This window comes from Haladaptatus rarus (assembly GCF_054177585.1).
Window position 1 is genome coordinate 1 of sequence record NZ_JBPEHG010000002.1, and the last position, 26,972, is coordinate 26,972.

General features: G+C 60.6%; 22 protein-coding genes and 2 pseudogenes. 12 read left to right on the forward strand and 12 right to left on the reverse strand.

What is annotated here, in order from left to right; translation table 11 throughout:
* The first annotated feature begins 366 nt into the window (after nt 1-366).
* Complete coding sequence (locus ACR3FE_RS05105) at nt 367-867, forward strand: Lrp/AsnC family transcriptional regulator (protein ID WP_458206012.1); 501 nt, start codon at nt 367-369, stop codon at nt 865-867.
* 204 nt (nt 868-1,071) lie between these two features.
* On the forward strand, nt 1,072-5,607 hold the full coding sequence (gltB, locus tag ACR3FE_RS05110) for a glutamate synthase large subunit (protein WP_458206013.1): 4,536 nt from the start codon (nt 1,072-1,074) through the stop codon (nt 5,605-5,607).
* Between the two features lie 66 nt (nt 5,608-5,673).
* Here gltB and ACR3FE_RS05115 read toward each other — a convergent pair whose 3' ends face one another.
* Complete coding sequence (locus tag ACR3FE_RS05115) at nt 5,674-6,408, reverse strand: GNAT family N-acetyltransferase (RefSeq protein ID WP_458206014.1); 735 nt, start codon at nt 6,406-6,408, stop codon at nt 5,674-5,676.
* Nucleotides 6,409-6,499: 91 nt separating this feature from the next.
* On the opposite strand from ACR3FE_RS05115, the gene ACR3FE_RS05120 reads away from it, so the two are divergent.
* Nucleotides 6,500-7,489: an NAD-dependent epimerase/dehydratase family protein gene (locus tag ACR3FE_RS05120; protein ID WP_458206015.1), complete on the forward strand. Its 990-nt coding sequence runs from the start codon at nt 6,500-6,502 to the stop codon at nt 7,487-7,489.
* Between the two features lie 686 nt (nt 7,490-8,175).
* Nucleotides 8,176-9,225, forward strand: coding sequence for an NAD(P)-dependent glycerol-1-phosphate dehydrogenase (locus ACR3FE_RS05125; RefSeq protein ID WP_458206016.1), 1,050 nt, complete (start codon nt 8,176-8,178; stop codon nt 9,223-9,225).
* A 49-nt stretch (nt 9,226-9,274) separates the two neighbouring features.
* Here ACR3FE_RS05125 and ACR3FE_RS05130 read toward each other — a convergent pair whose 3' ends face one another.
* Nucleotides 9,275-10,108: an ABC transporter permease gene (locus ACR3FE_RS05130; protein ID WP_458206017.1), complete on the reverse strand. Its 834-nt coding sequence runs from the start codon at nt 10,106-10,108 to the stop codon at nt 9,275-9,277.
* Nucleotides 10,105-11,067, reverse strand: coding sequence for an ABC transporter ATP-binding protein (locus ACR3FE_RS05135; RefSeq protein WP_458206018.1), 963 nt, complete (start codon nt 11,065-11,067; stop codon nt 10,105-10,107). Before ACR3FE_RS05135 ends, ACR3FE_RS05130 begins: the two co-directional genes overlap by 4 nt.
* A 110-nt stretch (nt 11,068-11,177) precedes the next feature.
* On the opposite strand from ACR3FE_RS05135, the gene ACR3FE_RS05140 reads away from it, so the two are divergent.
* Nucleotides 11,178-11,678, forward strand: a complete 501-nt coding sequence (locus ACR3FE_RS05140) for a GNAT family N-acetyltransferase (protein WP_458206019.1) — start codon at nt 11,178-11,180, stop codon at nt 11,676-11,678.
* A gap of 226 nt (nt 11,679-11,904) precedes the next feature.
* Here ACR3FE_RS05140 and ACR3FE_RS05145 read toward each other — a convergent pair whose 3' ends face one another.
* A complete protein-coding gene (locus ACR3FE_RS05145) occupies nt 11,905-13,272 on the reverse strand; it encodes a geranylgeranyl reductase family protein (protein ID WP_458206020.1) in 1,368 nt (455 codons plus the stop codon).
* 123 nt (nt 13,273-13,395) lie between these two features.
* Between ACR3FE_RS05145 and ACR3FE_RS05150 the strand changes: the two genes are divergently transcribed.
* Nucleotides 13,396-13,731, forward strand: coding sequence for a 2Fe-2S iron-sulfur cluster-binding protein (locus tag ACR3FE_RS05150; protein WP_458206021.1), 336 nt, complete (start codon nt 13,396-13,398; stop codon nt 13,729-13,731).
* Between the two features lie 30 nt (nt 13,732-13,761).
* Here ACR3FE_RS05150 and ACR3FE_RS05155 read toward each other — a convergent pair whose 3' ends face one another.
* Together ACR3FE_RS05155 and ACR3FE_RS05160 are read right to left on the reverse strand one after the other, a co-directional pair.
* The gene (locus ACR3FE_RS05155) at nt 13,762-14,574 is read right to left on the reverse strand and encodes an AAC(3) family N-acetyltransferase (RefSeq protein WP_458206022.1); all 813 of its coding nucleotides are present in this window, start codon (nt 14,572-14,574) and stop codon (nt 13,762-13,764) included.
* Complete coding sequence (locus tag ACR3FE_RS05160; protein WP_458206023.1) at nt 14,571-15,155, reverse strand: flavin reductase family protein; 585 nt, start codon at nt 15,153-15,155, stop codon at nt 14,571-14,573. Before ACR3FE_RS05160 ends, ACR3FE_RS05155 begins: the two co-directional genes overlap by 4 nt.
* A 163-nt stretch (nt 15,156-15,318) precedes the next feature.
* Here ACR3FE_RS05160 and ACR3FE_RS05165 point away from each other — a divergent pair, with 163 nt between their 5' ends.
* Nucleotides 15,319-16,092 (forward strand): YihY/virulence factor BrkB family protein, encoded by a 774-nt coding sequence (locus ACR3FE_RS05165; RefSeq protein ID WP_458206024.1) that lies wholly within the window; start codon nt 15,319-15,321, stop codon nt 16,090-16,092.
* A gap of 45 nt (nt 16,093-16,137) precedes the next feature.
* Complete coding sequence (locus tag ACR3FE_RS05170; protein WP_458206025.1) at nt 16,138-16,350, forward strand: hypothetical protein; 213 nt, start codon at nt 16,138-16,140, stop codon at nt 16,348-16,350.
* Here ACR3FE_RS05170 and ACR3FE_RS05175 read toward each other — a convergent pair.
* Nucleotides 16,347-17,585 carry an MBL fold metallo-hydrolase gene (locus ACR3FE_RS05175; protein ID WP_458206026.1) on the reverse strand — a complete coding sequence of 413 codons (1,239 nt, stop codon included), beginning with the start codon at nt 17,583-17,585 and terminating at the stop codon, nt 16,347-16,349. The genes ACR3FE_RS05170 and ACR3FE_RS05175 overlap by 4 nt on opposite strands.
* 71 nt (nt 17,586-17,656) lie before the next feature.
* Here ACR3FE_RS05175 and ACR3FE_RS05180 point away from each other — a divergent pair, with 71 nt between their 5' ends.
* From ACR3FE_RS05180 to ACR3FE_RS05190, 3 genes are all read left to right on the forward strand, one after another.
* Nucleotides 17,657-18,265, forward strand: a complete 609-nt coding sequence (locus tag ACR3FE_RS05180; protein ID WP_458206027.1) for a rubrerythrin family protein — start codon at nt 17,657-17,659, stop codon at nt 18,263-18,265.
* Nucleotides 18,266-18,353: 88 nt separating this feature from the next.
* Nucleotides 18,354-19,466 (forward strand): DUF3179 domain-containing protein, encoded by a 1,113-nt coding sequence (locus ACR3FE_RS05185; RefSeq protein ID WP_458206028.1) that lies wholly within the window; start codon nt 18,354-18,356, stop codon nt 19,464-19,466.
* Nucleotides 19,459-20,049, forward strand: coding sequence for a hypothetical protein (locus ACR3FE_RS05190; RefSeq protein WP_458206029.1), 591 nt, complete (start codon nt 19,459-19,461; stop codon nt 20,047-20,049). The genes ACR3FE_RS05185 and ACR3FE_RS05190 overlap by 8 nt, the downstream gene beginning before the upstream one ends.
* A gap of 1,408 nt (nt 20,050-21,457) precedes the next feature.
* Here the strand turns inward: ACR3FE_RS05190 and ACR3FE_RS05195 are convergent.
* From ACR3FE_RS05195 to ACR3FE_RS05210, 4 genes and pseudogenes are all read right to left on the reverse strand, one after another.
* The gene (locus ACR3FE_RS05195; protein ID WP_458206716.1) at nt 21,458-21,589 is read right to left on the reverse strand and encodes a zinc ribbon domain-containing protein; all 132 of its coding nucleotides are present in this window, start codon (nt 21,587-21,589) and stop codon (nt 21,458-21,460) included.
* 5 nt (nt 21,590-21,594) lie between these two features.
* A complete protein-coding gene (locus tag ACR3FE_RS05200; protein WP_458206030.1) occupies nt 21,595-22,665 on the reverse strand; it encodes a thioredoxin domain-containing protein in 1,071 nt (356 codons plus the stop codon).
* 108 nt (nt 22,666-22,773) lie between these two features.
* A pseudogene (locus ACR3FE_RS05205) lies at nt 22,774-23,414 on the reverse strand (RNA-guided endonuclease InsQ/TnpB family protein); the annotation flags it as partial.
* 181 nt (nt 23,415-23,595) lie between these two features.
* Nucleotides 23,596-24,459: pseudogene (locus ACR3FE_RS05210) on the reverse strand (IS1595 family transposase).
* Between the two features lie 237 nt (nt 24,460-24,696).
* Between ACR3FE_RS05210 and ACR3FE_RS05215 the strand changes: the two are divergent.
* A complete protein-coding gene (locus ACR3FE_RS05215) occupies nt 24,697-25,059 on the forward strand; it encodes a hypothetical protein (RefSeq protein ID WP_458206031.1) in 363 nt (120 codons plus the stop codon).
* A gap of 54 nt (nt 25,060-25,113) precedes the next feature.
* Here ACR3FE_RS05215 and ACR3FE_RS05220 read toward each other — a convergent pair whose 3' ends face one another.
* Complete coding sequence (locus tag ACR3FE_RS05220) at nt 25,114-26,778, reverse strand: outer membrane protein assembly factor BamB family protein (RefSeq protein WP_458206032.1); 1,665 nt, start codon at nt 26,776-26,778, stop codon at nt 25,114-25,116.
* Nucleotides 26,779-26,972 lie beyond the last annotated feature (194 nt).

Here is a 26,972-nt window from a genome sequence, read left to right on the forward strand (position 1 = left end):
GTTCTCCCAACATTCAAGATTCGCCGTCTCTAACGTTTCACTGAGCAGTTCTTGGTTGAGCATGAACACCAAAACCACGGAACTGCTCGCTTCTTAAACTGGCCTAACTAGACAGTGCCCGAGAACCATAAATGAAAGAATTGTGATGGTTGAGCTATGATCCGATAGAAATGTATGATAACGAATTTCAATTACGGTTGTAAAAAGAAAACTATTTGAGGGTTCGAATGTGTTTTTCATACAAGCTAATGAGGAATATTGGTACAATCTACTCAATCTACAGCTCTTGCAATCCGTAGGATCTAGATTTATCCAACCCCCGAATTCTTAGCAAAGTTTTAGAAACCTGGCTACGGTTGGTTAGATATGGCAAGCGTCAATCTTGACGAAAAAGACTTCAAGATCCTTCGATGGCTCGACCGAGAAGGCGACATCGACGTAGATGAGGTAAGCGACGAGCTCGGTATCAGTACCTCGACGGTGTACTACCGCCTCGACAAGTATCGCAAGCAGGGGATTCTCTCCGGAACCATCTCCAAGCTCGACGCGCGCGAACTCGGTCTCGAACTCACGGCGATCACCGAGATTCGGAGTGATTACGGGCCAGATTACGAAGATGTCGGTGACGCGCTCTGTGACATCTCAGGTGTTCAGACCGTCTACTTCATGCTCGGCGACAAGTCGTTCACCATCATCGCTCACCTGCGCGACCACGACCACCTGCAAGAGTACATCGACAGCATCATCCACACCGAGGGTGTCGAACATTCCTCGACGCAGGTCGTACTGCGAACGTTCAAAGACGAATCCCGCCTCCTCGTCAACTACGACGAGGACGACCTCGAAGCGCTTATCGAGAACGACTGACGAATCAGCTTTTCCGACGAACGTCGACCCAGCTCCGAAGATGAGTGGCAATCGGAACACTGCTGGGGACTTCTTTTGACATCATCTGCTTCTATACGACTTTCTCCCACGATCATACACTATATAAGGTGATGATATTGACAATAGCATTCACTTAGTCCTTCAGGAGTACGCTCTTATATCGGTTCCCCATGCAGTCAGACAATGACTCACGGACTCGCCGACCCGACTGACCAGCGGTCGAACTGTGGCGTCGGTATCGTCATGGATCTCGACGCCGACGCAAGCCACGATATCGTCTCGGAGGGACTCTCCCTTCTCGCCAACCTCGAACACCGCGGAACCACGGGCGCGGAAACGAACACCGGAGACGGTGCCGGAATCCTCGTCCAGCGCCCGGATTCGTTCTTCGCGGCGGAGCTAAACCGAGACCTCCCCGAGACGTACGCCGTCGGGCAACTGTTCCTCCCACGCGACGACCGCGCGCGACGACGCCTGCAGCGAACCGTCGAAGCGGTCTTCGAACGAGAGGGGTTGACCGTCTTCCACTGGCGGGCAGTTCCGACCGAGAACGCCGACCTCGGCGAGACGGCGCTCGACTCCGAACCCGAAGTCGCTCAGTGTTTCGTCCGACCGTCGTCCGACCAGTCGATCGACGAGTTCGACCGAACGCTGTACGTCGCCCGGCGCGCACTCGAAAAAGAGGTCGAGACGCGAGACGACGAGACGAGCGACGGCACACTCTACGTCTGCTCGCTCGACCGAAAGACGCTGGTCTACAAGGGACTGTTGACGGGCGAGCAACTGCCGCAGTACTATCCCGACCTCACCGACGAGCGATTCGAGTCAACGCTCGCCATGGTTCACGCCCGATTCTCGACCAACACGCTCGGTGCGTGGCATCTCGCCCACCCCTACCGGCGCGTCATCCACAACGGCGAGATCAACACCATCCGGGGGAACGTCAACTGGATGGCCGCGCGCGAGACAGACCTCGAAAGCGACCGCCTCGGCGAGGCAGTCGACCGCATCACGCCGATCACGCACGCCGACCAGAGTGACACCGCCAGCCTCGACAACGTCCTCGAACTCCTCTTACAGGATGGTCGTGACCTGCCACACGCCCTCCGGATGCTCGTGCCGGAAGCGTGGCGCGAGCGCACCGACGGCGACCGACACGCGTGGTACGATTTCCACGCCTCGCTGGTCGAGCCGTGGGACGGCCCCGCGCTCGTCGCCGCGACGGACGGGGAGCGCGTCGGCGCAGTGCTCGACCGCAACGGACTGCGGCCCTGTCGATACGACGTTACGGCGGACGACCGACTCGTCATGGCGAGTGAGGCCGGTGCGCTCGACATCCCCGACGACCGGATCGTCGAACGAGGACGGCTCCAACCGGGTCAACTCTTCCTGGCCGACCCGGACGCCGGTGGTGTCGTCTCCGATGACGCGGTCTTCGACGACCTGACCGACGAGAAGTACGCCGAGTGGGTGGAACAGGAACAGGTACGATTACCCGACCTCACCGACCCGACGCCCGGTGATTCTGTCGAGACACTCCGCGCACAGCAAGCAGTCTGGGGATACACTCACGACGAACTGAACCAACTCCTCGAACCGATGGCGAACCAGGGGAAAGACCCGGTCGGTTCGATGGGTGACGACACGCCACTCTCCGTGCTCTCGGAGTTCGACCGCCCCCTGTTTTCCTACTTCAAACAGCTGTTCGCGCAGGTGACGAACCCGCCGCTCGACTACATCCGGGAGGAGCTGGTGACGAGCCTCGAAACCCGCCTCGGTCGCCAGCGCAACCTCCTCTCCGAGTCGCCCGCGCACGCCAGACAACTCGTCCTCGACTCGCCTGTCGTGACCGATGCGACGATGGCGGCGGTGAAAGACCGGGCCGACCTCCCGACCGAGGTCGTGGACATCACCTTCGACCCCGACACCGATCTCCGGGATGCCGTCGAACGGGTTCGGGACGAAGTTCGCACTGCAGTCGAGGATGGTACCGAGATAATCGTCCTCTCCGATCGAAAGACCACCGACGACCGCGTTCCGATCCCGTCACTGTTGGCGACGGGGGCGGTTCATCACCATCTCGTCCGCGAAGGACTTCGCACTCGAACCGGCCTCGTGGTCGAATCCGGCGACCCTCGAACCGTCCACCATCTCGCCACGCTCGTCGGCTACGGTGCGGGTGCGGTCAACCCCTACCTCGCCTACCAGACCATCGCCGACCTCGTCGCGGGGCCGGATGGCGCAGCGGAATCAGAGGCCACCGAGGCGTACATCTCTGCGCTGGAGACGGGCCTGCTGAAGACGATGGCGAAGATGGGCATCTCGACGGTCGAGAGCTATCGCGGCGCACAGATCTTCGAGGCGGTCGGGCTGGACAGCGAGTTCGTCGCGGAGTACTTCGACGGCACCGAGAACCGCACCGAGGGAATCGGTATCGAAGAGATCGAAGAGGACGTGCTCGCGCGCCACGAAGCCGCGTTCGAAGCGGAATCGAAACTCGACCGACAGGGAGAGTTCGAACATCGCTCGAACGGCATCCATCACCAGTGGAATCCGAAGACCGTTGGGGCGCTCCAGCGCGCGGTCAGGCAGGGAAGCGACGATGAGTACCGAGAGTTCGCCAGCGCGATAAACGACCAGCAAGAACAGCTCCAGACCCTTCGCGGCCTCCTGGATTTCGACACCGATGGACGCGAGTCGATTCCCATCGACGAGGTCGAACCGGTCGAGGAGATCGTGAAACGCTTCTCGACGGCAGCGATGAGTCTCGGCTCGCTGTCGCCCGAAGCCCACGAGAACAACGCCATCGCCATGAACCGGATCGGCGGGAAGGCGAACACGGGTGAAGGTGGGTCGCCCCCCGAGCGATTCGACACCGAGCGCGAGTGCTCGGTCAAGCAGGTCGCCAGTGGCCGATTCGGCGTCACGAGCCGCTACCTTCAGGCGGCCGACGAACTCCAGATAAAGATGGCTCAGGGGTCGAAACCCGGTGAAGGCGGTCACCTGCCGGGGTCGAAGGTGAACGAGACGATCGCTCACGTTCGCCACGCGACGCCCGGCGTCGGTCTCATCTCGCCGCCGCCACAGCACGACATCTACAGCATCGAGGATCTGAAACAGCTCGTCTACGACCTCAAGGCGGCCAGCGACGGGGCCGACATCAACGTGAAACTCGTCTCGGAGGCGGGCATCGGTACCATCGCTGCGGGTGTCGCCAAGGCCAACGCAGACGTCGTCCACATCTCGGGCCACTCGGGTGGAACCGGCGCGAGTCCACGAACGTCTATCAAGAACGCTGGCCTGCCGTGGGAACTCGGCCTCGCCGAGGCGAACCAGATGCTCCGCCAGACCGGACTTCGCTCGCGCATCCGGGTCAGCGTCGATGGCGGCTTGAAGACCGGTCGGGACGTGGCAGTCGCCGCCCTGCTCGGGGCCGAGGAGTACATCTTCGGGACGGCGAGCCTCGTCACCAGCGGTTGTGTGATGGCCCGCCAGTGCCACGAGAACACCTGTCCGGTCGGCATCGCCACGCAGGACGAAGACCTCCGGGCGCGATTCCCCGGCGAACCCGACCACGTCGTGAATTACATGACGTTCATCGCGCAGGAACTCCGCGAGTACATGGCCGAACTCGGCTTCGAGACGGTCGAGGAGATGGTCGGGCGCGTGGACGCGCTACGCCAGCGCGAGACCTCCCATCCCCAGGCTCGGCATCTCGATCTCTCGGCGGTGCTCGCAACTCCCGTTCCCGCCGACACCCCAATCCCCGCCGACACCGCTGCCGACATCGATGCCGATGGTCGAACCAAGACCCGAGCACAAGATCACGAACTGGAAGACCATCTCGACCACGAACTGCTCGAAGCGGCAGCCCCCGCACTTGACGACGAGCAGGCGGTCGAACTCAAACGGTCGATCTCGAACCGCGACCGGGCCGTCGGTGCACTGCTCTCGGGACGCATTTCCGCGAAGCACGGAACCTCGGGACTGCCGGACGGAACCGTCACGTGTCGGTTCGAGGGCACCGCAGGCCAGAGCTTCGGTGCGTTCTGTCAGTCCGGCGTCGATCTGTTCCTGACCGGGGCGGCCAACGACTACGTCGGGAAGGGCCTCTCGGGCGGTCGCGTCGTCGTCCGGACGCCCGACGTCGCCGGATACGATGCCCAGAACGTCCTCGTCGGCAACGTCGCACTCTATGGTGCGACGGCGGGCGAAGCCTACGTCAACGGCGTCGCCGGCGAACGATTCGGTGTCCGCAACAGCGGGGCGAAAGCGGTCGTCGAAGGCGTCGGCGACCACGGTTGTGAGTACATGACCGGTGGCGTCGTGGCCGTCCTGGGTGAGACGGGCGAGAACTTCGCCGCCGGGATGACCGGTGGCGTGGCATACGTCCTCACCGAGTCCTCCGGTGAGGACGGTGCGGGCGATTTCGGTGAGAACGTGAACGCCGAGACGGTGACGCTCTCGGACGAACTCGACGACCGTGACGAAGTAATCCTTCGCCGGTTGATCGAGAACCACCTCGCTTCGACCGGAAGCGAAAGAGCGCGGTCGTTGCTGGAACGCTGGGAGACGGCGAAAGGTCGGTTCGTGAAGGTCATGCCCGACGCCTATCGGCAGGCCATCGTCGAAGGCCGCGAGGACGTTCGCACGTCACCGCCCAGTTCGGTTTCGACCGGTGGGCAGTCGTCCGGTTTCGAAGTGGTGTCAGACGACTGAAAAACAGCGTCAGAAGTCGATATCGTGTCCGAGACCGCGTCGGGTGACCGAGATGGTATCGGCAGTTCAGAGGTACGCCGCGTCCCACCGCACTGCTTTGCGCTTGTTTCCACAGTTGTTACATTCGATGCGCTCCATGCTGTCCATCGAGTTGTCGAACGACTCGCAGTTCGAGCAGAAGTAGCCGTACCGGTTCTCGGCGGCTTCGTCGGTGAACGCGACGAAGAACGGTGCCTTCGACCCGCGACTGCTCTCCGCGCGGTTGATGTAGAGGGTTCGACCTTCGAACTCACGCGGTTCGAGCACCGTGCTGTCGGTCTCCGTGTAGACGTTCTCGGTGTACGTCTGGTCGGCGATCTCAGCGGTGTGCTCGCTGACCTTCTCGAACCCGTGTTCCCTGTAGAACTGGTTGCCTTCCTCGTTGTCGGCGAGCACGAGACCGACCGGTGTTTCGACGTCGTGTTCCCTGAGTTCTTCTAGCGTCCGACCGAGCAGTGAGGTTCCGATGCCTTCTCCGCGGCGGTCGGGGTCAACGTGCAACCAGAGGATGTTGCCTTCCGGAACGTCGGGGAGCATGTCGCTCTGGGTGAAGCCGATCACGTCACCGCCTTCGAGTGCGACGAGCAGCATCAGCCCACGGCTCTGGAGTTCAGATTCGAGTTTCTCCTCGGAGTACCACTCCTCGACGGCGTGTTCGATGATCTCTTCGTCCAGGAAGTGACTGTACGACGACCGGAGCGACTCTTTTGCCACGTCTCGGATTCCTGCGATGTCTTCGGTTCGGGCTTCGCGTACCTGCATACTTGGTCTACTGTGGCGCGACGGATAAACATTGTAGTGGCCCATTCACCGTCTTCGGTAGCGTTTTCCCACATCGCTCTCGTCTCCCTGTATGGATACTGCACTCGTCATCGGGGGGACGCGATTCATCGGTCGCCACCTCGTGACAGACCTGCTGGACAACGACTACGAGGTGACGATCTTCAACCGGGGGAACCACGAGAATCCCTTCGCGGAGACCGTCGATGTCACCCACTTCGAGGGCGACCGGACGAACGACAGCGCACTCGAACGGGCGGCGATGGAGGTCGAACCCGACATCGTCATCGACTGCGTGGCGTACGAACCCCGCGACGTGCGCGCCGCGACGGAGATATTCGCCGACGTGGACGGCTACGTCTACATCTCCAGCGGGAGCGCCTACGGCGAGGAAGTGATCCCCAAACGCGAGAACGAGACGGAACTCTGTGCCTGCACGCCCGAACAGGCAACCGACGATTCGCACGACTCCTACGGCCCGCGAAAGGCGGAGGGCGACCGCGCTGTCTTCGAGGCCGCAGAGCGCGGCGTGAACGCGATGAGCGTCCGCCCCTGTATCGTCTACGGGCCGTACGACTACACTGAGCGCCTCGACTTCTGGCTCGACCGGGTGAACGATTTCGACCGATTGCTCGTCCCCGACGACGGCCAGAACCTCTGGCACCGCGCCTACGTCGAGGACGTGGCGAGCGCCCTCCGGATCGTCGCAGAGCGCGGCGAACCCGGCGAATCGTACAACGTGGGCGACCGACAGCTCGTCACGATGGACGAGATGATCGAACTCATCGCGGACGCCCTCGAAACCACCGTCGAACTCGTCCACGCAAGCGACCGCGAACTCTCGACCGCGGGCCTCTCGGTGGACGATTACATCCTCTATCGGGACTACCCGCACGTCCTCGATACGAACAAACTGGCGTCTCTCGGTTGGGAATCGACGCCGGTCGCAGAGGCGATGGCCCGAACCGTCGACGAACATCTGGAGAGCGACCGCGACGGCAGCGATCACGACCCCGGACGCGAGAACGAGGAGAAAGTATTGGGCGTACTGGAGACGATCTGAAGAGTTTGGAGGCTGATTTGGACGACTGGTACTCGTCTCCGAGACCAGTTCGTGACTTGATGTCGAATTCTCGCAGTTGTGCTATCCTCGAAAGTCGCTAGTTCTCCTCTTCGGAATGATGCTGACAACGGGGTAACCGTGTCCTCGAAAGCCCCTGGTCGCTCGACCTGCCGGGCTGCGCAAGAGCGAAGCTCTTGCTGGCTCTCGTTCACATTCGTTCACGAGACCCTCGCTGCGCGCTTCGGTCGCTCCCACTGGTCGCTCCCTCCAGTGCTTACTTCGTCTGGGCAAGATCGAAGCGCCCGGCCCCTTTCAGTCCCATCCCGCATCGCAACAGCCACCGCCGCCGCACCTCGTCCTCCCCAACCGCCTGCGTTTCTCACTTCGTTGCGATACTCGGCCCTCGAGCGAGGGCTTTCGGGGACTCCGTTACGTCGGTGCTGTCAGAGTTAGTGTAACGAGAGCGACCGGGGACTTTCGGGAACATCGCTACTGCAGTAACTCGATCCTCAGAACACCACTTCACACCCGTCCCGGCGAATGTACCGAGAACAACTAATCCGTACTGAAATGTACTGCTTAAAAGGACACGAACGACGACTCCGAGTACCGAACCAACCGAAACGAAAACCCGTCCCTGTCATGGGAGCGGAACTGGTTTGATGCCCCCCAAACGAATGAGAGGTATGTTCGAGAAATCTACGTGGATTCGTCTCCCGCGGAACGTCCTGGTGGGCCACGGGGTTCTCGCGGAGACGGTGGCGGCCATCTCCGAACTGCACCTCGACGGGATGCCTCTGCTCGTAACGAGTCCGACGCCCAACGAGGTGGCGGGTACGCGCGTCGCGGCCCAGTTCGAAGACGCAGGAATCGACGTCGAGACCGTCATCGTCGAGGAAGCGAGTTTCGCATCGGTACAGCGAGTCATCGAAGTCGCCCGCGAAGTCGATGCTGGCTATCTCGTCGGCGTCGGCGGCGGGAAGGCCATCGACATCGCCAAGATGGCGAGCGACGAGTTGGGATACGGCTTCGTTTCGATCCCGACCGCGGCGAGTCACGACGGTATCGTCAGTGGCCGCGGCTCAGTACCGGAGAAAGACACCCGGCACAGCGTGGCCGCAGAACCGCCGCTCGCGGTGGTCGCCGATACGGAGATCCTCGCGGATGCACCCTGGCGGCTCACCACGGCGGGGTGTGCCGATATCATCAGCAACTACACAGCCGTCAAGGACTGGCGACTCGCGAACCGGCTCCAGAACGTCGAATTCTCCGAGTACGCGGCTGCACTCTCGGAGATGACCGCCGAGATGCTGGTGGACAACGCCGACTCCATCAAACCTGGCCTCGAAGAGTCGGCGTGGGTCGTCACCAAGGCGCTCGTCTCCTCCGGCGTGGCGATGAGCATCGCCGAGTCGTCCCGCCCGGCCAGCGGCGCGGAGCACCTCTTCTCGCACCGACTCGACCGACTCGCTCCCGGTGACGCGCTCCACGGCCATCAGGTGGGCGTCGGCTCCATCATCACCGAATACCTCCACGGTGGCGACTGGCGCGGCATCCGTGACGCGCTCGCAACTATCGGCGCACCGACGACGGCGGACGAACTCGGTATCGACGCCGAGACGGTCGTCGAATCGCTCACGACGGCCCACGAGATGCGCGACCGCTACACGATCCTCGGGAACGGAATGAGTGAAGCCGCCGCCATCGAAGCGGCGGAGAGAACGGGCGTGATCTAGTTGGAACGTAGCTGAAACGCTCCAGAACGTAGCCGGAGCCTCCCTGAACTTAGCTCAGGTCGACGCTTCGAAACCGCCAGTAGCCGAGGACGACCGGGATGACCAGCCACACAGTGAGGATGACAACCAGGAACCAGTCCTGGAGGTAGAAGGGAACGTCACCACCGAGCATCATCTCGAACTGGGTCGTAGTGTCAGGGTTCATCAGATACGTCGAGAGCGTCGAGTAGGCGTTCTTCGGGTTTATCATCTGGACGAAGAAGTACCACGCCGGAAGCCCGCTCGTGGCGGTCGGAATTCCACCTTTGACGACGTAGTAGACGCCAAGCGGGACGAAGTCCCAGATGAGTTGGAAGATGAAAAACAGCCCGATCGCACCAGCCATCGCCCGCCCTCGTGTCGCCATCATCGCCGAGAAGCCGACGGCGATACCGACGAACACCAGTCCGAAGAACAGGGTGTTCAGGCCGACCAGAGTGAATTCGACGACCGGAAATGAACCGTACTGGACGAGGAGTACGACCGCTCCTGCGAGGAACGCGATGACGGTCGCCACTGCGACGACGGTCGCGCGCCCGAGGAGTTTGCCGAGCACCACGTCCAATCGGGTGTGTGGCAATCCGAGCAGTATCTTGATGCTGCCGGTCTCGCGTTCACCAGCGATGGCGAGGTACGCGACGACAAGGGCGGCGAGTGGAATTATCATCGCTGCTGGCGCGCTGAGCCACTGCAGTGCCTGACTGGCTTTCTGCTGGTCGAGGATGACGCCAGCCGCATACATCCCACCGGCAGTCGTTAGGACGAACAGGGCGGTGATGGCCCAGAGCATCTTCGAGCGCGCCGCATCCTCGAAGTCCTTGCGGGCGACGACCGCCCAGCTCATGCTTGCACCTCCTGTTCCGACTCGGTATCGTCCGTCGTCTCGTCGAGCCGCTGGTCGCCGGCATCGGTCGTGTAGGCGGAGAAGAGGTCTTCGAGCGAGGACTCTCTGGTCGTGATGTCGGTGACGGTCACACCGGCCTCCTCGACGTGATTGATGACCTTCGCTTTCGCGCTCGAATCTGTATATGCCACCGTGATTCGGTGGCCGTCGACCGTCGCACCCGTCACGCCGTCGATGTCTGCCAGTGCCATCTCCGGGACGCTGTCCACGGTCAGTTCCATGGTCGCGCCAGACCCGGTGGCCTCGCGGAGGCCGTCGATGGTGTCGACGGTGACGAGTTCGCCCCGGTTCATGATGGCGACGCGGTCACACACGGCTTCGACCTGACTGAGGATGTGACTGGAGAAGAAGACGGCCGTCCCACGCTCGGCCTCGGCGCGGATGATCTCGCGCATCTCGCGCACGCCGTTCGGGTCGAGACCCGAGGAGGGCTCGTCTAAGATGAGCAGGTCGGGGTCACCGACCAGTGCCATCCCGAGCGCGAGGCGCTGGCGCATCCCTTTCGAGTAATCGCCCGCCGGGCGGGCGGCATCCTCTGGGGAGAGGCCGACGCGCTCCAAGATGTCACTGACGTCGTCGGCGGTCTGTTTGGAGTCGATGGCGAACTGGATGTGTTTCTGGCCGGAGAGCCGACCGTAGAGGTCGAACGCGTCGGGGAGGATGCCGATGCGCTGGTGGATCGCCTGTGTCTCCGCCTGGGCGTCGTAGCCGAGCACCGTCGCGGTGCCGGTGGTCGGGCGGACGTAATCGAGGAGCATGTTGATGGTCGTCGATTTGCCCGAGCCGTTCGGCCCGAGAAAGCCGAAGATCTCGCCCGCTTTGACCGTCAGGTCGAGATCCGAGACGGCGACCACGTCGCCGAATCGCTTCGTCAGGGCCTTCGTTTGGATAGCGGCCATGCCCCCACGTTGGTCCGTTCGTGGTTTAAATGTATTTACTATGATAGATATCCTCACGCTGGCGTCGAATGGTGGATATATTTTTGACAATTAGCACCGAACGCTTCTCCGTGACTGAGTACACCATCCGCGCCGCCGTCCCGGACGACGCGACTGCGATCCAGCGCGTCTCCCGCGAGTCGTGGCACGCCGCCTACGACGACATCATCGGGGCTGACACCGTAGACGAGACCATCGACGAGTGGTACGACATCGATAGCCTCCGCGACAGCATCGTCCCCGACGACCACGAGTTCTCCGTCGTAGACGGGGCGGGAGCTTCGCTCGTCGGGTTCGCTCACGCCGCGCCCCTGCCGGACGAGCCAGACACCTACCTGCTCGTTCGGATCTACGTCATCCCGGACGAGTGGGGGTCGGGCCTCGGAACGCGCCTGCTCGACCGTGTCGAGGGTCGTCTGCGTGACCGCGGCATCGAGCGTCTCCGATTGAACGTCTTCGCCGACAACGAGGTCGGCGTCGGATTCTACGAATCGCGTAGCTTCGACCGCATCGAGGAGCGTTACGTGGATTCGTTCGATGCCACGGAGTACGTCTACCAGAAAGAACTGTAGCGACGTGAGTGAGAAGTGGTCGGTGCGTGATCTTCTGTCTCGCTTGGTCTCTCTTGCAATGATAACTCTGATACCCAGATCGTCGTCAAAAGAGCCATCTCGACGAAACCGCCGTTCTGAACTCGCCGTTTCTGAACCACTGCCAATCGAATGTACTGAAACGTACTGAAATGTACTATCGATAAGAACGTATCGAAATGTACTATCGAGAAAGCGCAACAGAGCGTCAGTACTTCGGTGCTGCACCGGTCGTCGCGTACACCTGGTCCATCAGGTCGTCACGGGCCTCTTGCCAGGCAGGAAGGCCGCGCGGGTCGGTCGGATAGTGGTCGTAGTGGTCGATGATCTGGTCGGCCAGTTTCTTCGTCTTGTAGAGGTCGTAGATGAGTCGCCAGTGGTCGCGGGCATCGATGGCGGTCTGGAGTTTGAGCCGCCAGCCGATGTTCGCGCTGCCCGAGTAGAGCGCCTCCGAGAGCTTCTCGGTCGGAAGCGCCCCGAGCATCCCCATCAGGTCGTCTACCTCCACGGCGGTCGTGAAGACGTTGTAGATGTCCAGCCCGGCGTAGCGCGAGCCGAAGTGCTCCATGACGCGCTGGTTGTACCGCCAGAGCGTCTGTTCGCTCACGTCGCCTTGCTCCAGCGCCTCCATGGCCTGCTCGCCCGCGTACTTGCCCGCGTAGGCCGCGCCCGCGATGCCGCCGCCGGTCGTTGGATTGACGTGCCCAGCAGCGTCACCGACGGCCATGTAGCCGGGGGCGACGGCGGAGTCGTAGGGTCGCCGCGTCGGCAGCGCCGCACCGAGTTTGTCCTCGACGGTGGCACCGTGGAACTCGGGACGGTTTCGCAGGTCGCGTTTCAGGTCTTCGACCAGCTTCATCGGCTCTTCGTTCATCTGGAAGCCGAGTCCGGCGTTGATCTCGGTGCTCGTCCGTGGGAAGTACCAGAGGTAGCCCGCGGCGCGGTCGGTCGGTTTGAACACGAGAGCGTCGTCCCACGGAACCGGCTCCTCGACGTGGACGATCTCACGGTAGGCAGAACAGAACTGCGAGTAGGTGACGTTCGTGTCGAACGTCGAATCCGAGAAATCCGTCTTGTCCTGAAGCAACGAGAGCGATCCAGCGGCATCGACGAGAATCTCCGATTCGTACTCCACCACGCTTCCGTCGCGTTTCGCGCGAACGCCCGTGACGCGCCCGTCGTCGGCCTGGGTAACGTCCTGAACGACGGTGTCGTAGTGGAACTCGGCACCCGCCTCTTTCGCGCCGTTGATGATGCGGCGTCCGTACTCCCAGCGGTCGATAACCGCGAGTTCGCCGGGCACCGGAATCTCCAGCACGGTGTCCTCTTTCGGTATCTCGAATCGACCGTGGTCGACGTCGGTGTTCGTGAACGCGGCCTGTATCTTCTCCTTCGGAATGGCCTCAGGGAAGGCGTCGGCTCCCTTCAGCGCATCGCCGCAGGCGATGTGTCCCGCTTCTTCCTCCGACTTTCGCTCGACGACTGCGACGTTGTACCCCTCGTGGGCGACAGTCGCCGCGGCGTAACACCCGGAGGTTCCCGCGCCGACGACGACCATGTCGTACTGTTCAGTCATGCATTTCGCTACGTGAGGGAACCGAGAAAACTCTTTATCCACTATTGTGTCCCCTCGAAGACGACGCAGAACACCTGACAGCGTGCATAAAGAGTTTTGGCCGGGTCGTTCGTACGCCGGGATATGACCGATCACACCGTCGAATTCGTCGGGACGGGCGAGTCCATCGAGGTCTCGGACAAACAGACCATCCTCAGCCGCTGCATCGAGGAGGGCATCGCACAGGAGTACTCCTGCCGCGTCGGCATGTGTCTCGCCTGTTCCGCAGAGATCGTCGAAGGCGAGGTCACCCAACCGGCGGCCCGCGGCCTGACCGAAGAAGAGGCCGAACAGTACGCCCTCACGTGCATGGCTCGCCCGCAGAGCGATCTCGTCCTCGACCGCGGCAAGTACCCGCCGAGCATCGAGGCGGACGTCGAAGCGATGGACGCCGATACAGCGGCGGCAGACGACGACTGACAGACGACTAACTGCCAGTCGAAACGTCGACTACCGATTTCTCCCGAACCACTCACTGGCGAAATCGACCAGTTCTCGCTGACTCACGATCGTCGAATCAGCGTCCCCTACTCGTCCACGAGCGACTGCGTCCGGGCACTCGCGCTCGAACGCTCCGCCGACCTCCTCGAAATCGTCGTCGTCTATCTCCGGTGCTTCGAGCGTTATCCACTCGCGTTCGCCCTCCTCCAACACCGGCGCTCCGTCCGTGACGATCTCCTTCTCGAAATCGCCGCGATATTCGGCGAGATGGAGCGACGTGTTGGTCTCGTAGCTCGTCCCCAACTGGAGAACCCTTCCATCTCTGTCGTACACTCCTGCGAGCGGTGACGATTCACCGAGTCCGAAATCGTACTCGTGGTCGGCGACGATCGATTCCGCGTCCGAACCCCACGCCGCAAAGGAGTAGTGCGGGTGCTGGCTCCGAATGACGCCGGGATAGGAGCGGAAACACTCCGGAATCGCACCCATTCCGCGCGTCGGCGTCACGTCGGGGCGGAACGGCGGCATCGTCGCCCGGATGTCGTCCACCCAATCGTCGGGAACCGGTGGGTTCTGCCAGTCCTCCGGGTCGGAGTGGCCCGCCGTGTGGGTCGGCATCACGACCGTCCCGTTCTCGGTGACGACCGAAAGAAGTGCGTCCACGACCGCTGGTGCACCGCCACAGACCCACCCGAGCGACGAGAGAGAAGAGTGAACCAGCACGGTGTCACCCGCCGCGAGGCCCAACTCTCGGAGGTCGGCTTCGAGGCGGTTTACGGTGACCGGCGTGTCGGATTCGTCGATGGTATCTCCTTCGGTCATGGTGGTCGCTCCATCGAAAATCGCTCTTGCGTCTTCGTATATAAGATTCCTGATAGGCGACCGACAGCATCTATCTTCTCCACGTCGACCTTCCCGTCGGTCGTCACCTCGTCTGCGATGTGAACCCACTCGACCTCACCGAGAACCATCGTGGACGCGCCGATAGAGACCATCTCGTACAGCGAGCACTCGAACGCGACCGGCGAATCCGCGACGCGCGGCGCGTCGACCGTCGTCGATTCGGCACGGTCGAGTCCGGCGTGGTCGAACTCGCTCTCACCGTGCGAAAGTGTCGCACTCGTCTCGTTCATAGCCTCTGCGAGCGGTTCGGTCACGACGTTGACGACGAACTCCTCCGTCTCCCGAACGTTGGCAGGCGTGTCTTTCAGTCCATCTTCGCCATCGACCGGGGCGAACATCACGACCGGCGGCGCGACGCTCACCACGTTGAAGAAACTGTACGGTGCGAGATTGTCCACACCGTCCGGACTCCGGGTGCTCACCCACGCGATCGGCCGTGGGACGACGGCACCCGCCAGCGTCCGATAGAGCGACCGCACCTCCGTCGGGTCGAGTTCCATATCGGTTCGTGGAAACGAGCCGACAAACCAGTTCCGGGGACGGTCGGTTCTGCCGGAATCGGGAGCGATGTCGAAGTCAGCTCCTTTTCTTCGCACGCTCGTCGCTACACACTGCAACGAAAACAGCCGAATCAAACTTTACCCCGGAGCACGTCCTTCTCCCATGAGCGTCACCTCGACGGCGCGGTCGGTGGTCGATGTCGTCCAGGAGAGAAACGTCACGTTCCTCGCGGCGAGTTTCGCATACTACGCCTTCGTCTCGCTGTTCCCCCTCGTCTTGCTCGCGCTGGCGGTCGGCACACTCGTCGGCGGCGAGGCGTTCGCCAATACGCTCGTCACCCGAGCAGGACAGTTCCTCTCCGAAGAGGGCAAGGCACTGTTGAACCGGACGTTGAAGAACTCGTCCGGCAGTGCCGGCGCATCTGTGGCGAGCCTCGTCGTCCTCCTCTGGAGTAGTCTGAAACTGTTCCGCGGGCTCGTCGTCGCCTTCGAAGAGGTGTACGAGACGTTTCCCGACGTCGGGATCGTCGAACAGCTGAAGAAGGGTATCGTGACCCTCATCGCGGTGGTTCTCGGCGTCGCACTGATGATCGCCGTCGGTGCCGTGCTCGGGACGCCGATTCTCGCGTGGATACCGTTCCTCAACGTCGCCATCAGTTCCCTCCTCCTGGTGGGACTCGTGCTCGTCTTCCTCCCGCTGTACTACGTGCTCCCGCCTGTGGACGTGTCGATTCGAGAAGCGTTACCTGGAACGCTCTTCGCCGCCGTCGGCTGGCTCGTCCTCCAGTTCGGCTTCCAGCTGTTCATGAGCGGGTCGAGCAAGTACGGGTTCGCCGGAATCCTCGGGACGGTCATCATCTTCCTCACGTGGCTCTACTTCGCGGGCATCCTCCTGTTGGTCGGAGCTACGCTGAACGTCGTCCTGAGAGGTCGGTAAGCCACCACACCAAAGTACTGGACGACACTATTTCCCATCGGAACGATGGCTGAAGATAACCGTGACCGCGAGCGACAGATGAAAGAAGAGCGCGAACAGGAGATCGAAGCCGAACTCGACCGCGTGGACGAGGAGATGGACTCGGCGGAACTCGAACAGTCCGACGCCGAAGGCATCCCTGACGAAAACGAGGGAGACGACGAAGACCGGGCCGACGGGCGACACGTCGACGTCGACGAGGAGACCGACCGCGCTTAAACGGCGCAGTTGTTCGGCCCGAGTTCCAGTTCGAACGCCGTTTCTTCTTCGACACTCGTCTCGCCGAGGTTCACCGCCACGATCTCCTCGTAGTTCGCGGGGCGGGGCGGTAACTCGCTAGCGACACGTTCGACGAACCGTTCGCGGTCAAGTTCGAGCAGGGGAACCGATTCGCGTACCGTCGCCAACCGCGCAGTGAAGGTGCCATCGTCCGCCCGCGGCGTCTCGGCGTGGACGTGCCCCGGCGCGACGAGCGTCGAGTCGGGGAGCGCGAGCACGCGGTCGTGGAGCGTGTCGTAGAGGTCGTCAGCGAGTGCCGATGCACCGTCTGCACCGGCTCGCGGGTCGTTGCTCGCGGTTTCACCGCTCGGAGACTCCGCAGGAGTCTCACCCTCCCCGCTCGCTCGTTCCGAGACGCGACGCGCCTCGTGCTCAAGATCAGGCCGCCCGATACCATCCAAAAACAGCGTGTCCGCACTGAACAGGGTGGCTCCGAGTCGGAACAGCGTCATCTCGCTGGTGTGGCCAGGCGCGTGGATGGCGGTCAGCGTGGCCTCCCCAACAGCGAGTTCGTCACCGTCGTTCACCAGGGTCGCGTCGAACGCGAGACCGCGTTCTCTCGTGCCCGTCGGCAGAACTGGTTCTGCGCCGGTCACCTCGGCAACCTCGCGGATTCCGCTGACGTGGTCGGCGTGAACGTGCGTGTCGATGGCGTAACGGAGATCTGCGCCGTGTTCCTCCGCGTCCTCGGCGTATCGGTCGGCGAACGCACGGAGCGGGTCGATGACTGCGGCCTCGTCGTCCGAGACGACGAGATACGACAGGCAGCCACTGGAGGGGCGGTCGTACTGGACGACGGTTTCCTCGTCTCCCTCACTCCCACCGATTTCGCGTGCCACGTACACCCGCGCCCAGCCCTCCATCCCGTCGTCCAGATTCATCGCATCGATGCCCGCCGCTCGGAGCAGTTCCGCGACCTGTTCGCTCGCTTCGCCTCGAGGACACACCGCGACGACCGGTTCGCCCCCGTCGTCCAAATCGAGTGACTCCGCGAGTTCGGGAACCTCGTCGCGCACCTTCGCGCTCACGAACTCGGCGTAGGGCGTCTGTACCGTCTTCGGCGCGTCGATGTGCCACGTCTCGAACTCGTCGCGGTTGCGAACGTCGAGCACCGTCACCTGGTCACCGCGCTGGAGGCGGTCGTACAGTTCGCGGGCGGAGAGGGCATCGGCCATGTGCTGACTACGTAACCCGAGGAGAAAAGGAGTCGCCCAAACGTTTTGTCGCGTGTCGTCGTCTCGCTGCTATGGACGCAGACGACTTCGCCGACTCGGTACGAGATGCGAAAACGACCGAACTCGACCGTCTCGGCTCCCAACAGCTACTCGTCGCGCTCACCGGAGCAGACCTCGAACCGGAGACGGTGCTCTCGGCGGCGGCGAAAAGTGAGCACACCGCCGCCGAGACGTTCTCTGCGTGGGCCGAGTCGAACGACGCCTTCGAGCGACTGGCCGACCAAGAGCGAGACCACCACCGGCGAGTGGTCGAGGAGGGAGACGAGTTCGAAGCCGCCGACCCCGACCCGATGCACGCTTTCCTCCGCGAACTCGACGACGATGTCTCACGGGCGGGTGGACTCGTCGGGCGGTCGCTCGTCGGCGACCGGACGCTCCTCCAGGTGGTGAACTTCTTCGTCAACAGGGCCGCCGAACGGCGGGCGAACCTGTTCCGCGACCTGCGCGCCGAAACGAACGAGAACGTTGCAGACGGCGTCTCGATGCTCGCCGAGTGGTGTGAGAGCGAGGAAGATTGGGAGCGAGCGCACGACGTGGCCGAAGAAACCATCCAGGTCGCCTATGACGACTACGCGGACACACTGACCGGGATGGGACTCGACCCGAAGCCGATCTGTTGACCTGACGCAATCCGCTGACCTGACGGGGTGTGCAGGCCGGTTGCACACTCGTATAACTGTTAACCGCCATCTGGTGCTATGACAGAACATGACACAGCAAGCTCGGCGCAGATTTCTAGCGACGACCGCCGCAGGGGGGATAGCGGCGCTCACTGGTTGTCTCGGCTCCGACTTTGGTCGAGGCAGTGCGGACCAGCAGCAGACGCAGACCACCACCCCGTCCACGACCGGCCCGACGATGAAGGGTCTACCACTCGCAGCGAATCCGCTCACCGTCCAGTACTCGATGAAGAAACTCCGAGAAGAGGTCGTCTCCGGCGGCCCGCCCAAGGACGGTATCCCCTCCATCGACGAACCGTCGTTCACGAACGCGAAGAAGGCGAACGACCGCCTCTCTGCGGATAGCGTCGTGTTCGGCATCGCCCGCGACGGGGACGTGAAAGCCTACCCGCAGGAAATCCTCGTCTGGCACGAGATTACGAACGACGCGCTCGGCGGGAAACCGGTCACCGTCTCCTACTGTCCCCTGACGGGAACCGCGATGGGTTTCGAACGCGGGGAGATAACCTTCGGCGTCTCGGGGCGACTGTTAAACGACAACCTCGTGATGTACGACCGGAAGACCGACAGCAGGTGGCCCCAGATGCTCGGGACGGCCATCTCCGGTACCTTCGAAGGTCGCTCGCTCCGCGAGTTCCGACTCGTCTGGACGACGTGGGGCAGGTGGCGGGACGCACACCCCGATACCCGCGTCCTCTCCGAGGACACCGGCTACGTCCGCGATTACGACCGCGACCCCTACGGGTCGTACACCCCTCGGGGCGGCTACTACGCCGGCGGAGCGCCCCTGTTTCCCCCACTCGAATCCGACGACCGTCTCCCCACGAAGAGCGTCGTCGTCGGGGTTCGCACGTCCGAAGGGGCCGCCGCGTTCCCGAAAGACACACTCCGGAAGAAGGGCATCGTAACCGGAAGACTCGCGGGAACGCCACTGCTCGCCGTCTACGACCCATCGCTCGACACGGCGTACGTCTACCGTAACCCGGAGAAGAAGACCTTCGAGTCGCGTGACGGGCGGGCAGTCGGTCCGGACGGAACGGCTCACGCACCCGAAGAACTCCCGCTCGACCGCCAGTACGCCTTCGACGCGATGTGGTTCGCATGGGCAGGATTCTACCCGGAGACGAGTGTTCATGACTGAGTCGATTCACCGGGGATGGGGAGGTGAGACGCTCGCTCGAACCGGATTCGCGGTCAGGGCGACGCTCCACAGAACGGACGCTCTGTTCGTGTTCGTGGGAGTGACTGTCGGCTATCTGGCCGCCTACCTCTTCGCCATCGGTCACCTCACGGCCGGGAGCGGCGAGTTCGGACTGCTCGTCGTGAGCGACCCGCTCTCGCGGGCGTTCGAACCCGTCGGGTCGCTCTCGTGGGAACCGGTCGCTCGCCTCGACGCCGGCGTCGCAACCTTGCTCGTCTCGCCGCTGAATCTCCTGTTAGGATGGATACTCGCGACCCTGGTGGGGGTGAACCTCGCGGTGACCTATCTCGCGTGGCGACAGCCGAAAGCGTGCGGGATCTCGGGGTCGTCGGGTATCTTCGCCGGGATACCGGCACTCCTCTCGGGTGCGGCCTGCTGTGGTCCGGTCGTGCTCATCGTTCTCGGCGTTCAGGCGTCGGGAATCCTCCTGACTGCGTTCTCGGCGCTCGTCCCCCTCGCGCTGATCTTGCTCGTCGGGAGTTTGTTATGGGTCGGACGGAAGGTTAACCCTGCGGCGGTGTGAGAGAATTAGCTCCAGTTTCGTCCGATGGCTATTAAATAAGCTATAATAATTAATTATAAAGGATAATATAACATAATAATTAATAGCTAAATTTTATATTATTTTAGATAAAATATATGGGGCAAAAGAAGTGTCGAGCCAGTTGATCGCCGCAATCGATGAACTCGAACCCGGCTTCTCTCTCGTCAACGGTATGAGCGAGTACAAACCGTTACCACAGTAGGCGAAAGCGGAACTCGTAAAAGAATATTATAAATTATAATCCATGATTATTGAAATAGATGATAATATTTTTGACGGTCGTTCGTGGTTGGGCGGGATGTTATCTTCACATGCAGTCTACAAGAGGATAGATGAGTTTTATCGCCGAATACGATCCCAACCTTACCCAGTCGAGTGAGGCACTGCAGGCAGTGCCGGAGATGACGGTGCAAAACGACGAGACCTATTTTAGCCCCGTCTTCTAGACGACTCGGTTCGAGTCCTCGAGGAATGTCAGAGTGTGGTGCTCTCGGTCGACAGCTCTGCTACGTTGTCGAACTCGATCCGAGTCCCACCGGTCAAGCTTGTGCCCGGAAGGCGGTTACGATGGCCGCAACCGTGACATGTCCGACAGATGCATAACGGCGTTAACGAGACGCTTGCGTCTCGTTCGCATACGAGAGCGTCGCTCTTGAGAACGCTGTATCAATATTTGGTGTTGCAAAGGAGTGGATTGGAGTGCATATTCACAGACGAGGGGACTGCTAGCGACGGACGAAAATCTGTGAACACTTGCGACTCACGGGTGAAATAACAGCTGCCTGAACCACAACTGGAACTTTCGTGGAAAGTTGGTTGATATAACTGGAAGGCCAGCCCAGTACCAGAGCTTTCGGCGCCGGTGGAATCAGGCTTGCTATACTCCCCAGTAGCTTGGTGCTACTGTGAGTGCAATCTATTATTAGAGTCTCTTTCACTTAGTCAATATCCCCTTTCGAAGCAGCAAACACTCCTTACTAGCCTAACTCTTATGAATATGAATTGCATATTTAAGAGTGGTAACACCGTAGAGATGGTGTAGTGACACACAAACGATCATCATTCCGGCTTCGTGCGTTTATATTGTTCCAGCTGCTCGCCTGGGTTGCCATCCTTGTGTTTTTCTGGCTGCTCGCGAGCTTTGTGCTCTGAAACGGCTTCCAAATATCCACCCAGGGTTTCACCACATTGACCGTGTGCGAACTACCCCACCCTACTGCCTGTTTGATGGCTTACGATTGAGGGTGGGGCTTCCCGGTTTGACGCCACGCTTTGCAGATTCTGAGGCAGCTACCGAGAAGACAGTCTCCGCAGGTGGTGATTCGGTGCGTCCCGCTCCATCCTCTGTGGGGCTGTGAGATAGAATGTTCCACGCCGCATTCGCGTTTCAATTCACTTCGAACCCACACGCAGGACAGGAATGCTTGCGGACCCATAACGGCTTGTCTATCGTGACGCCACAGGTTGCACACGCTCTGGTCGTTCCATATGAATTGCCCGCCCAAAGAAGGAATTTCAGCTAATCTATACCGCGACCCAGGTCCACTCCTCTTTGACCGAGCTTGATTCATCAAGAGACGAGCTCGACTGATCAGTAGATGAGTTCGACGAGCATATGTATTCGTTACCTGATGTACTCATGTCTTCAGACTCTGAGGAATCTATTGATTGTCCAGAGGCTCCGTCACTGGTTGAGTCTGTTGAGCTGCTATCTTCGTCGCTGGTTGAGTCTGTTGAGCTGCTATCTTCGTCGCTGGTTGAGTCTGTTGAGCTGCTATCTTCGTCGCTGGTTGAGTCTGTTGAGCTGCTATCTTTGGTGCTGTCCTCGCTTGACGTATCGGAGTTCGTCTCATCACTGGTCGTATCCGAAGACTTCGAGATATGGTGGCTGAGCCAGTTTAGCAGCTCGTCGACATCGTGGTGGGGTGCGGTGGTTTCGCCGTTCATGACAAGTGTCGGGGTGAAGCTAACGCCATATTCGCCAGCTGGATAGCGGCTTTGTCTGACGGCGTCCATGTACTTGCCGGACTCGGCGTGTTCGATAATCGTGCTGATGTCATCCACATCACTGGACTGCATTCGGCTTGCCATCTCACTGAATGAAACACTCCCCGAGATGAGATCTGAGAACATGTAGTTGAAGAATTCCCAGTAGTCATCAGGGGAAACGTCCCATACACCCATTGCAGCTTCCGAAATATGCGGATCGCTCTCGGAAATATAAACGTCTGAAGTACCATGGGAAGTAGTTCCAGGTGGCTGGTACGCGAGTGCCCGGAACCGAAGGTTTAGGTCCCCAGAGGTCACATACTCGTTTAGCACGGCTTCAAGATAACCTCCACGCACAAATTCCTGTGTGTAGGGACACTTAAAGTTGCCATAAACCGTCGCCGTAGGGTTGTCTTTGTTAGTCCCCATGGTTGCGTACGTGAGTGAGTCAGTGTCATCGGGTATCGGCGCAGCAGGCATTTCTGCAGCACTTCCGCGAGTGCTACCCAGAGCGGCTGCAGTTGCTACTACACCAGTTGTTTTTAAAAACTTCCGACGGGATGCATTTGAGCCCGGCATATACGATGATAATGAAATATCAAGCACTATAATACCCACACATTCGCTATTCAAATTCTATAATTTCGACTCATTGTATAACTGTTTCATTACTATCAAATTGATATAGCCGAACAGGACGTGAACTACCTCACCTTACGCTTCGTGCGTTGAAAGAGCAGTTCCTGCTTCGAGGACGCGCTTTGCAGGAACCGAAGTGGTTCCCGTAGGAAGCGCAGCTCCACAGGCGTTTCTTCGGAGTGAACCACTCCTAGCTCGTTAAGGCCGCGAGAAAGAACGGTCCACGCCGCGTTCGCATCCCGATCCGCTTCGAAGCTGCACGCAGGATAGGAATGTTTGCGCATCCACAGCGGTTTGGCCGTCTCAACGCCACACTTGACACACTCCTTGATCGTCCCTTTGGGGTTCAACCGCCACGAAGTGCGTGCCTCCGCGTTCACACTTGTATTCAAGTATCCGTCGGAAGGTGTGCCATGCCGCCGATGCCATGTTGCGACTGTTCTTCGGTGATTCGAGCATCCCCTTCACGTCGAGGTCTTCGACTGCCATGAGGTCGTACTCTTGGGCGTAGTACGCTGAGAGCCGATGGAGAAGGTCACGCCGCTTACGCTTGATGCGCTGATGGCATTCCGCAATACGACGACGTTGTTTTCCCAATTGTTCGAGCCGTGTTCTTTCCGCGAGAGTTTTCGTTGCCCGCGTTCCAGACGTTCCCGCTCATCTGAGAGTTTGAGTGACCCGACGGCGAATCCGTCCGTGTCGTGGGCGTACTTCAGAAACCGAGGAGTGCGCTAAGGAAGTCACGCAAGCCCGAATCGACCACATGATCGAACAGGATATCTCGGTACCACCGTATCAGGATCGAGACGAAGCGAACGATCTGACAGACTGAATGTCCCGAATCGTTGGTCGTGGATACAATTTACTAACACTCTTGTGAAGCACGTTGTTGGTGAGTCAGAGAACGGTTCGGACGATTTCTTTGAGAGCTTCTCGATCGGGTTTGCGTAAGATTTGTCGGCGGAGCTGGAAGGCCCTGAGATACGGCGTGAGCTTATCCCTGGAGACACCGCGATGTGGCGAGAGCCACCGTCGCACCACCGACGCGTGGCTCTCGCAGGTATTCACATGGGCGTCTCCATCGACGTATTCGCCCTCGCCTGAATGACTGCTTCTCGCCGGTAGTTCTCGTCGTCTTCGAGTGGATCGTATGCTCGAAATCCGTCAAGGTAGACGGTGAGCGACTCCTCCTTGTGGTCGCCGAGGAGGAGTCGCACGGTCGATTCGTTTGCGGATTTCGCGGGCACGAGATATCGCTGATCGCTGCCGCGATCAACGAGCGTGAATACTGGTGGCTTCTCCGTAGCATAGTTCCCTCGGCCACCTTTCGAGAGGCTGCGCAAGCGCGATCAGGAATCGCGCTTGCGGCCTTTCACCCCTGCAGTCACATAGACTTCGTCAAGCTCGATGGAGCCAACGAGATTGAGAGAAGGCGCGTCGAGCGTTCTGGCGAAGCGATCGGTGGGAAACGCCGAGTTCAGCGTCTAGCTGGCGAATACTCGTGTTGAACCGGAGCAACGAGTAGAATGCGAACAGGAGCCGATTGACGGCCGATCTTCGCGCGCGAAGATCGACGCCGGTCTTGTCGTTGAACGTGCGGTCCCAATCCTTACAGAGATACCGTTGATAATCTCGATAGCTGCCGTAATTGATCGCCGACTCGGACCGGCAGCGTGGGTACTGGAGGCCATCGCGCCAGCGAACCTGCTCCAGCAGGTTCGCGGCGCTCGCCTCTGAGTTCAGCAAGTCAAATGGGAACATGTCGGGTGACGCGAACGCGTCACCCTTGCCCGCTACGCTTTTACAGCGGCAGCTCTACCCCGACCAACAATCTGCTTCCAAAGAGCGTACCACCGAAGTTGCGAGCAGCATCGAAGAGGCGAACGCGATACTCGACGAAAAGGCGTAAACCAGACTCTCCGTTCCGTCGAGTGGTTCCGTTCCGTCGGGTGGTTTCGATTTGATTACAGTTATCATCCAGCATCGTTAATCGACATCATGGTCAATGGTTTCCACGTCATCAGCGTCACGGTGGCGCTACAACTGGCGCTCGTGACGCTCCTCGGTCCACTGGCGGACGTCCTCGGCGCGACGAATCCGACATGGTTCGTCGGCTACATCGGACTCCCTGGCGCTATCGCGTACGTACTCCTCTTGCAGAACCCGGCGCTGTCCGTCGATGGCGTCTGGCACTTCGGCTTTCTCGTCTTCTTGCTCTCAGTCGGGATTCATCTCCTCCTCGGAACCGGGTTGACCGCCGGTCGGGCGACCTCTCTCGAAATCGTGGCGGTGTGGCTGTTCACCGTCTGTGCGGTCGCTGCCGTCTTCAGAAAAACGGGCGGCGAGCAGTTGCGAGCCTGAACTATCGAATTCGGCCTGCGTACCGCGACGAACGAGGAACCCCGAGAGCGGAGGTCAGTCGTCTTCGAGACGATTTCGGAGGTACGCACCCACGCCTGCGAGTCCGCCGACCGTAGTGAGGATACCGAATCCCGGTTGGCCGTCAGTCGCGGTCGTGGTGGTTCCCATCTCGCCGCCTGCCGACCCTGTCGTCTCCGTCGTGTTCGTTCCTGGCGCTTCCGTCCAAGTCGTCACTGTTGTCGTTCTCTCGGTGGATTTCTCGGAGCTTTTCGTAGTCGCCGTCGTCGTCTCGGTGGCTGTTTTCGTCGTCTCGGTGGTGTCTGTCGCTTCTGTAGTCGTCTTCGTGGTCGTCTCTTCGCTCGTTGTTTCTGTGGTCGTCTCTTCGCTCGTTGTTTCTGTGGTCGTCTCTTCGCTCGTTGTTTCTGTGGTCGTCTCTTCGCTCGTTGTTTCTGTGGTCGTCTCCGTCGTTTCGTCGGCGCGGAGAACGTGGAAATCGCCGTACTCGGTGTACTCCCAGTCGATGGTCGACCCTTTTGGGAACGTGGCGGTGAACACTCTTCCGTCGGCGACGACGGGCGTGTTGGCGGCGGGACCGTAATCTTCGAACTCCCAGCTTCCGAAGATGTAGTCCCACCTGTGCTCGCCCGACGCCGCATCGATGGCGACGACGATGGCGTCTCCCGAATCGGACTCAGGGTTCGTCCGGCCACCGGTAAGGAGGGTGCCGTCTGCCACCGTCAGGGCACCTGCGAGTTCTGCATCCGCCTCGTAGGTCCACGCTTCCTCCCCCGTCGTCGCGTCGAGTGCCCGTATCGTGCTGTTGATTCGGAAGAAGACACGCCCTCCAGCGACCGTCAGTCGGTCTGCCCACCAGTAGCGCTCGTTTCCGAGGGAGTACGACCACTGAACCGCCCCGTCGGCAGTCGACCGCGCCTTGACGACTGCGTCGCCGCCGCTCTCGTTCACGACGCCGAACACCAGCCCGTCGGCGACCGTCTGTAGTTCGTCGTCGTCCCCAGATATGTCCCAGCGGACAGAACCGTCGTCGGCGCTCAGGGCGACACCCCCGCCGTAGAAGAGCGTTCCTTCGGCGTAGCACGCACCTCCGCTGATATCGTCGGTCTTCCAGACGTCCTCCCCCGTTTCGGGGTCGAGTTCGCAGGCGTTCCCCGCTATCTTGGAGTACAATCGACCGTCCGCGACCAACGGGTCGCCCACACCGGACGAGGGCTCTTTGTGCCACTTCGTCTCGCCAGTCTCGCTATCGACCGCGAAGAATCCAGTCGAACCGGCGAACTCGGAACCTCCCGTGTCGAAGTAGACGGTGCCATTACCGACAGTCGGCGTCGCCGGGGCAGAGATGTCGTCCCGTTTCCAGCGTTCGTCACCCGTCGTCGGGTCGTATGCGGCGACGTACCCCTCATTGACCGAAGGGGAGTTGGCCGTGGTCACGGCCAGGTACAGCGTACCGTCCCCGACGACCGGTTCGACGCCGTACATTTCACCGCCCATATCGAACGACCAGTCGGTGGTCACGTTCGAACCGGGTCCGCTATCGGTGGTCGCCCCTGTCCGTCCGGCGTTTCCGCGGAACGTCGTCCACGGCCCAGTGGATTCGCCGGTACCCGTCACGGTGTGTGCGAACTCGGCTCCGACCGTGGCTGTCGCACCGAGGATACCGACCGCTTTGAGAAACTCCCGTCGGTGTGTTCTCGCCATGTCCAATTTAGAGTTATTATCGTCGAATAAGCTTTGTGTCGGAACACTATAAAAAACAGTTTCGGTAGTTGACGATTCCATAATGTGTCGGGGTATTTAGTACGGATGCGTAATTCGTCTATCGATGGGGTAAGAGGCGAGGGTAGACGATGGATATTTTCTGTTTGTCGTGTGGAATACGCGATTCGAAGAAA

Coding starts and splice junctions, on each gene's coding strand:
- ACR3FE_RS05145 (WP_458206020.1), bottom strand. CDS start 13,272: ATGACTGAACAGTACGACATGGTCGTCGTCGGCGCGGGAACCTCCGGG.
- ACR3FE_RS05185 (WP_458206028.1), top strand. CDS start 18,354: ATGACACAGCAAGCTCGGCGCAGATTTCTAGCGACGACCGCCGCAGGG.
- ACR3FE_RS05160 (WP_458206023.1), bottom strand. CDS start 15,155: ATGGAACTCGACCCGACGGAGGTGCGGTCGCTCTATCGGACGCTGGCG.
- gltB (WP_458206013.1), top strand. CDS start 1,072: ATGACTCACGGACTCGCCGACCCGACTGACCAGCGGTCGAACTGTGGC.
- ACR3FE_RS05150 (WP_458206021.1), top strand. CDS start 13,396: ATGACCGATCACACCGTCGAATTCGTCGGGACGGGCGAGTCCATCGAG.
- ACR3FE_RS05220 (WP_458206032.1), bottom strand. CDS start 26,778: ATGGCGAGAACACACCGACGGGAGTTTCTCAAAGCGGTCGGTATCCTC.
- ACR3FE_RS05125 (WP_458206016.1), top strand. CDS start 8,176: ATGTTCGAGAAATCTACGTGGATTCGTCTCCCGCGGAACGTCCTGGTG.
- ACR3FE_RS05115 (WP_458206014.1), bottom strand. CDS start 6,408: ATGCAGGTACGCGAAGCCCGAACCGAAGACATCGCAGGAATCCGAGAC.
- ACR3FE_RS05155 (WP_458206022.1), bottom strand. CDS start 14,574: ATGACCGAAGGAGATACCATCGACGAATCCGACACGCCGGTCACCGTA.
- ACR3FE_RS05180 (WP_458206027.1), top strand. CDS start 17,657: ATGGACGCAGACGACTTCGCCGACTCGGTACGAGATGCGAAAACGACC.
- ACR3FE_RS05215 (WP_458206031.1), top strand. CDS start 24,697: ATGGTCAATGGTTTCCACGTCATCAGCGTCACGGTGGCGCTACAACTG.
- ACR3FE_RS05120 (WP_458206015.1), top strand. CDS start 6,500: ATGGATACTGCACTCGTCATCGGGGGGACGCGATTCATCGGTCGCCAC.
- ACR3FE_RS05105 (WP_458206012.1), top strand. CDS start 367: ATGGCAAGCGTCAATCTTGACGAAAAAGACTTCAAGATCCTTCGATGG.
- ACR3FE_RS05175 (WP_458206026.1), bottom strand. CDS start 17,585: ATGGCCGATGCCCTCTCCGCCCGCGAACTGTACGACCGCCTCCAGCGC.
- ACR3FE_RS05130 (WP_458206017.1), bottom strand. CDS start 10,108: ATGAGCTGGGCGGTCGTCGCCCGCAAGGACTTCGAGGATGCGGCGCGC.
- ACR3FE_RS05190 (WP_458206029.1), top strand. CDS start 19,459: ATGACTGAGTCGATTCACCGGGGATGGGGAGGTGAGACGCTCGCTCGA.
- ACR3FE_RS05135 (WP_458206018.1), bottom strand. CDS start 11,067: ATGGCCGCTATCCAAACGAAGGCCCTGACGAAGCGATTCGGCGACGTG.
- ACR3FE_RS05170 (WP_458206025.1), top strand. CDS start 16,138: ATGGCTGAAGATAACCGTGACCGCGAGCGACAGATGAAAGAAGAGCGC.
- ACR3FE_RS05165 (WP_458206024.1), top strand. CDS start 15,319: ATGAGCGTCACCTCGACGGCGCGGTCGGTGGTCGATGTCGTCCAGGAG.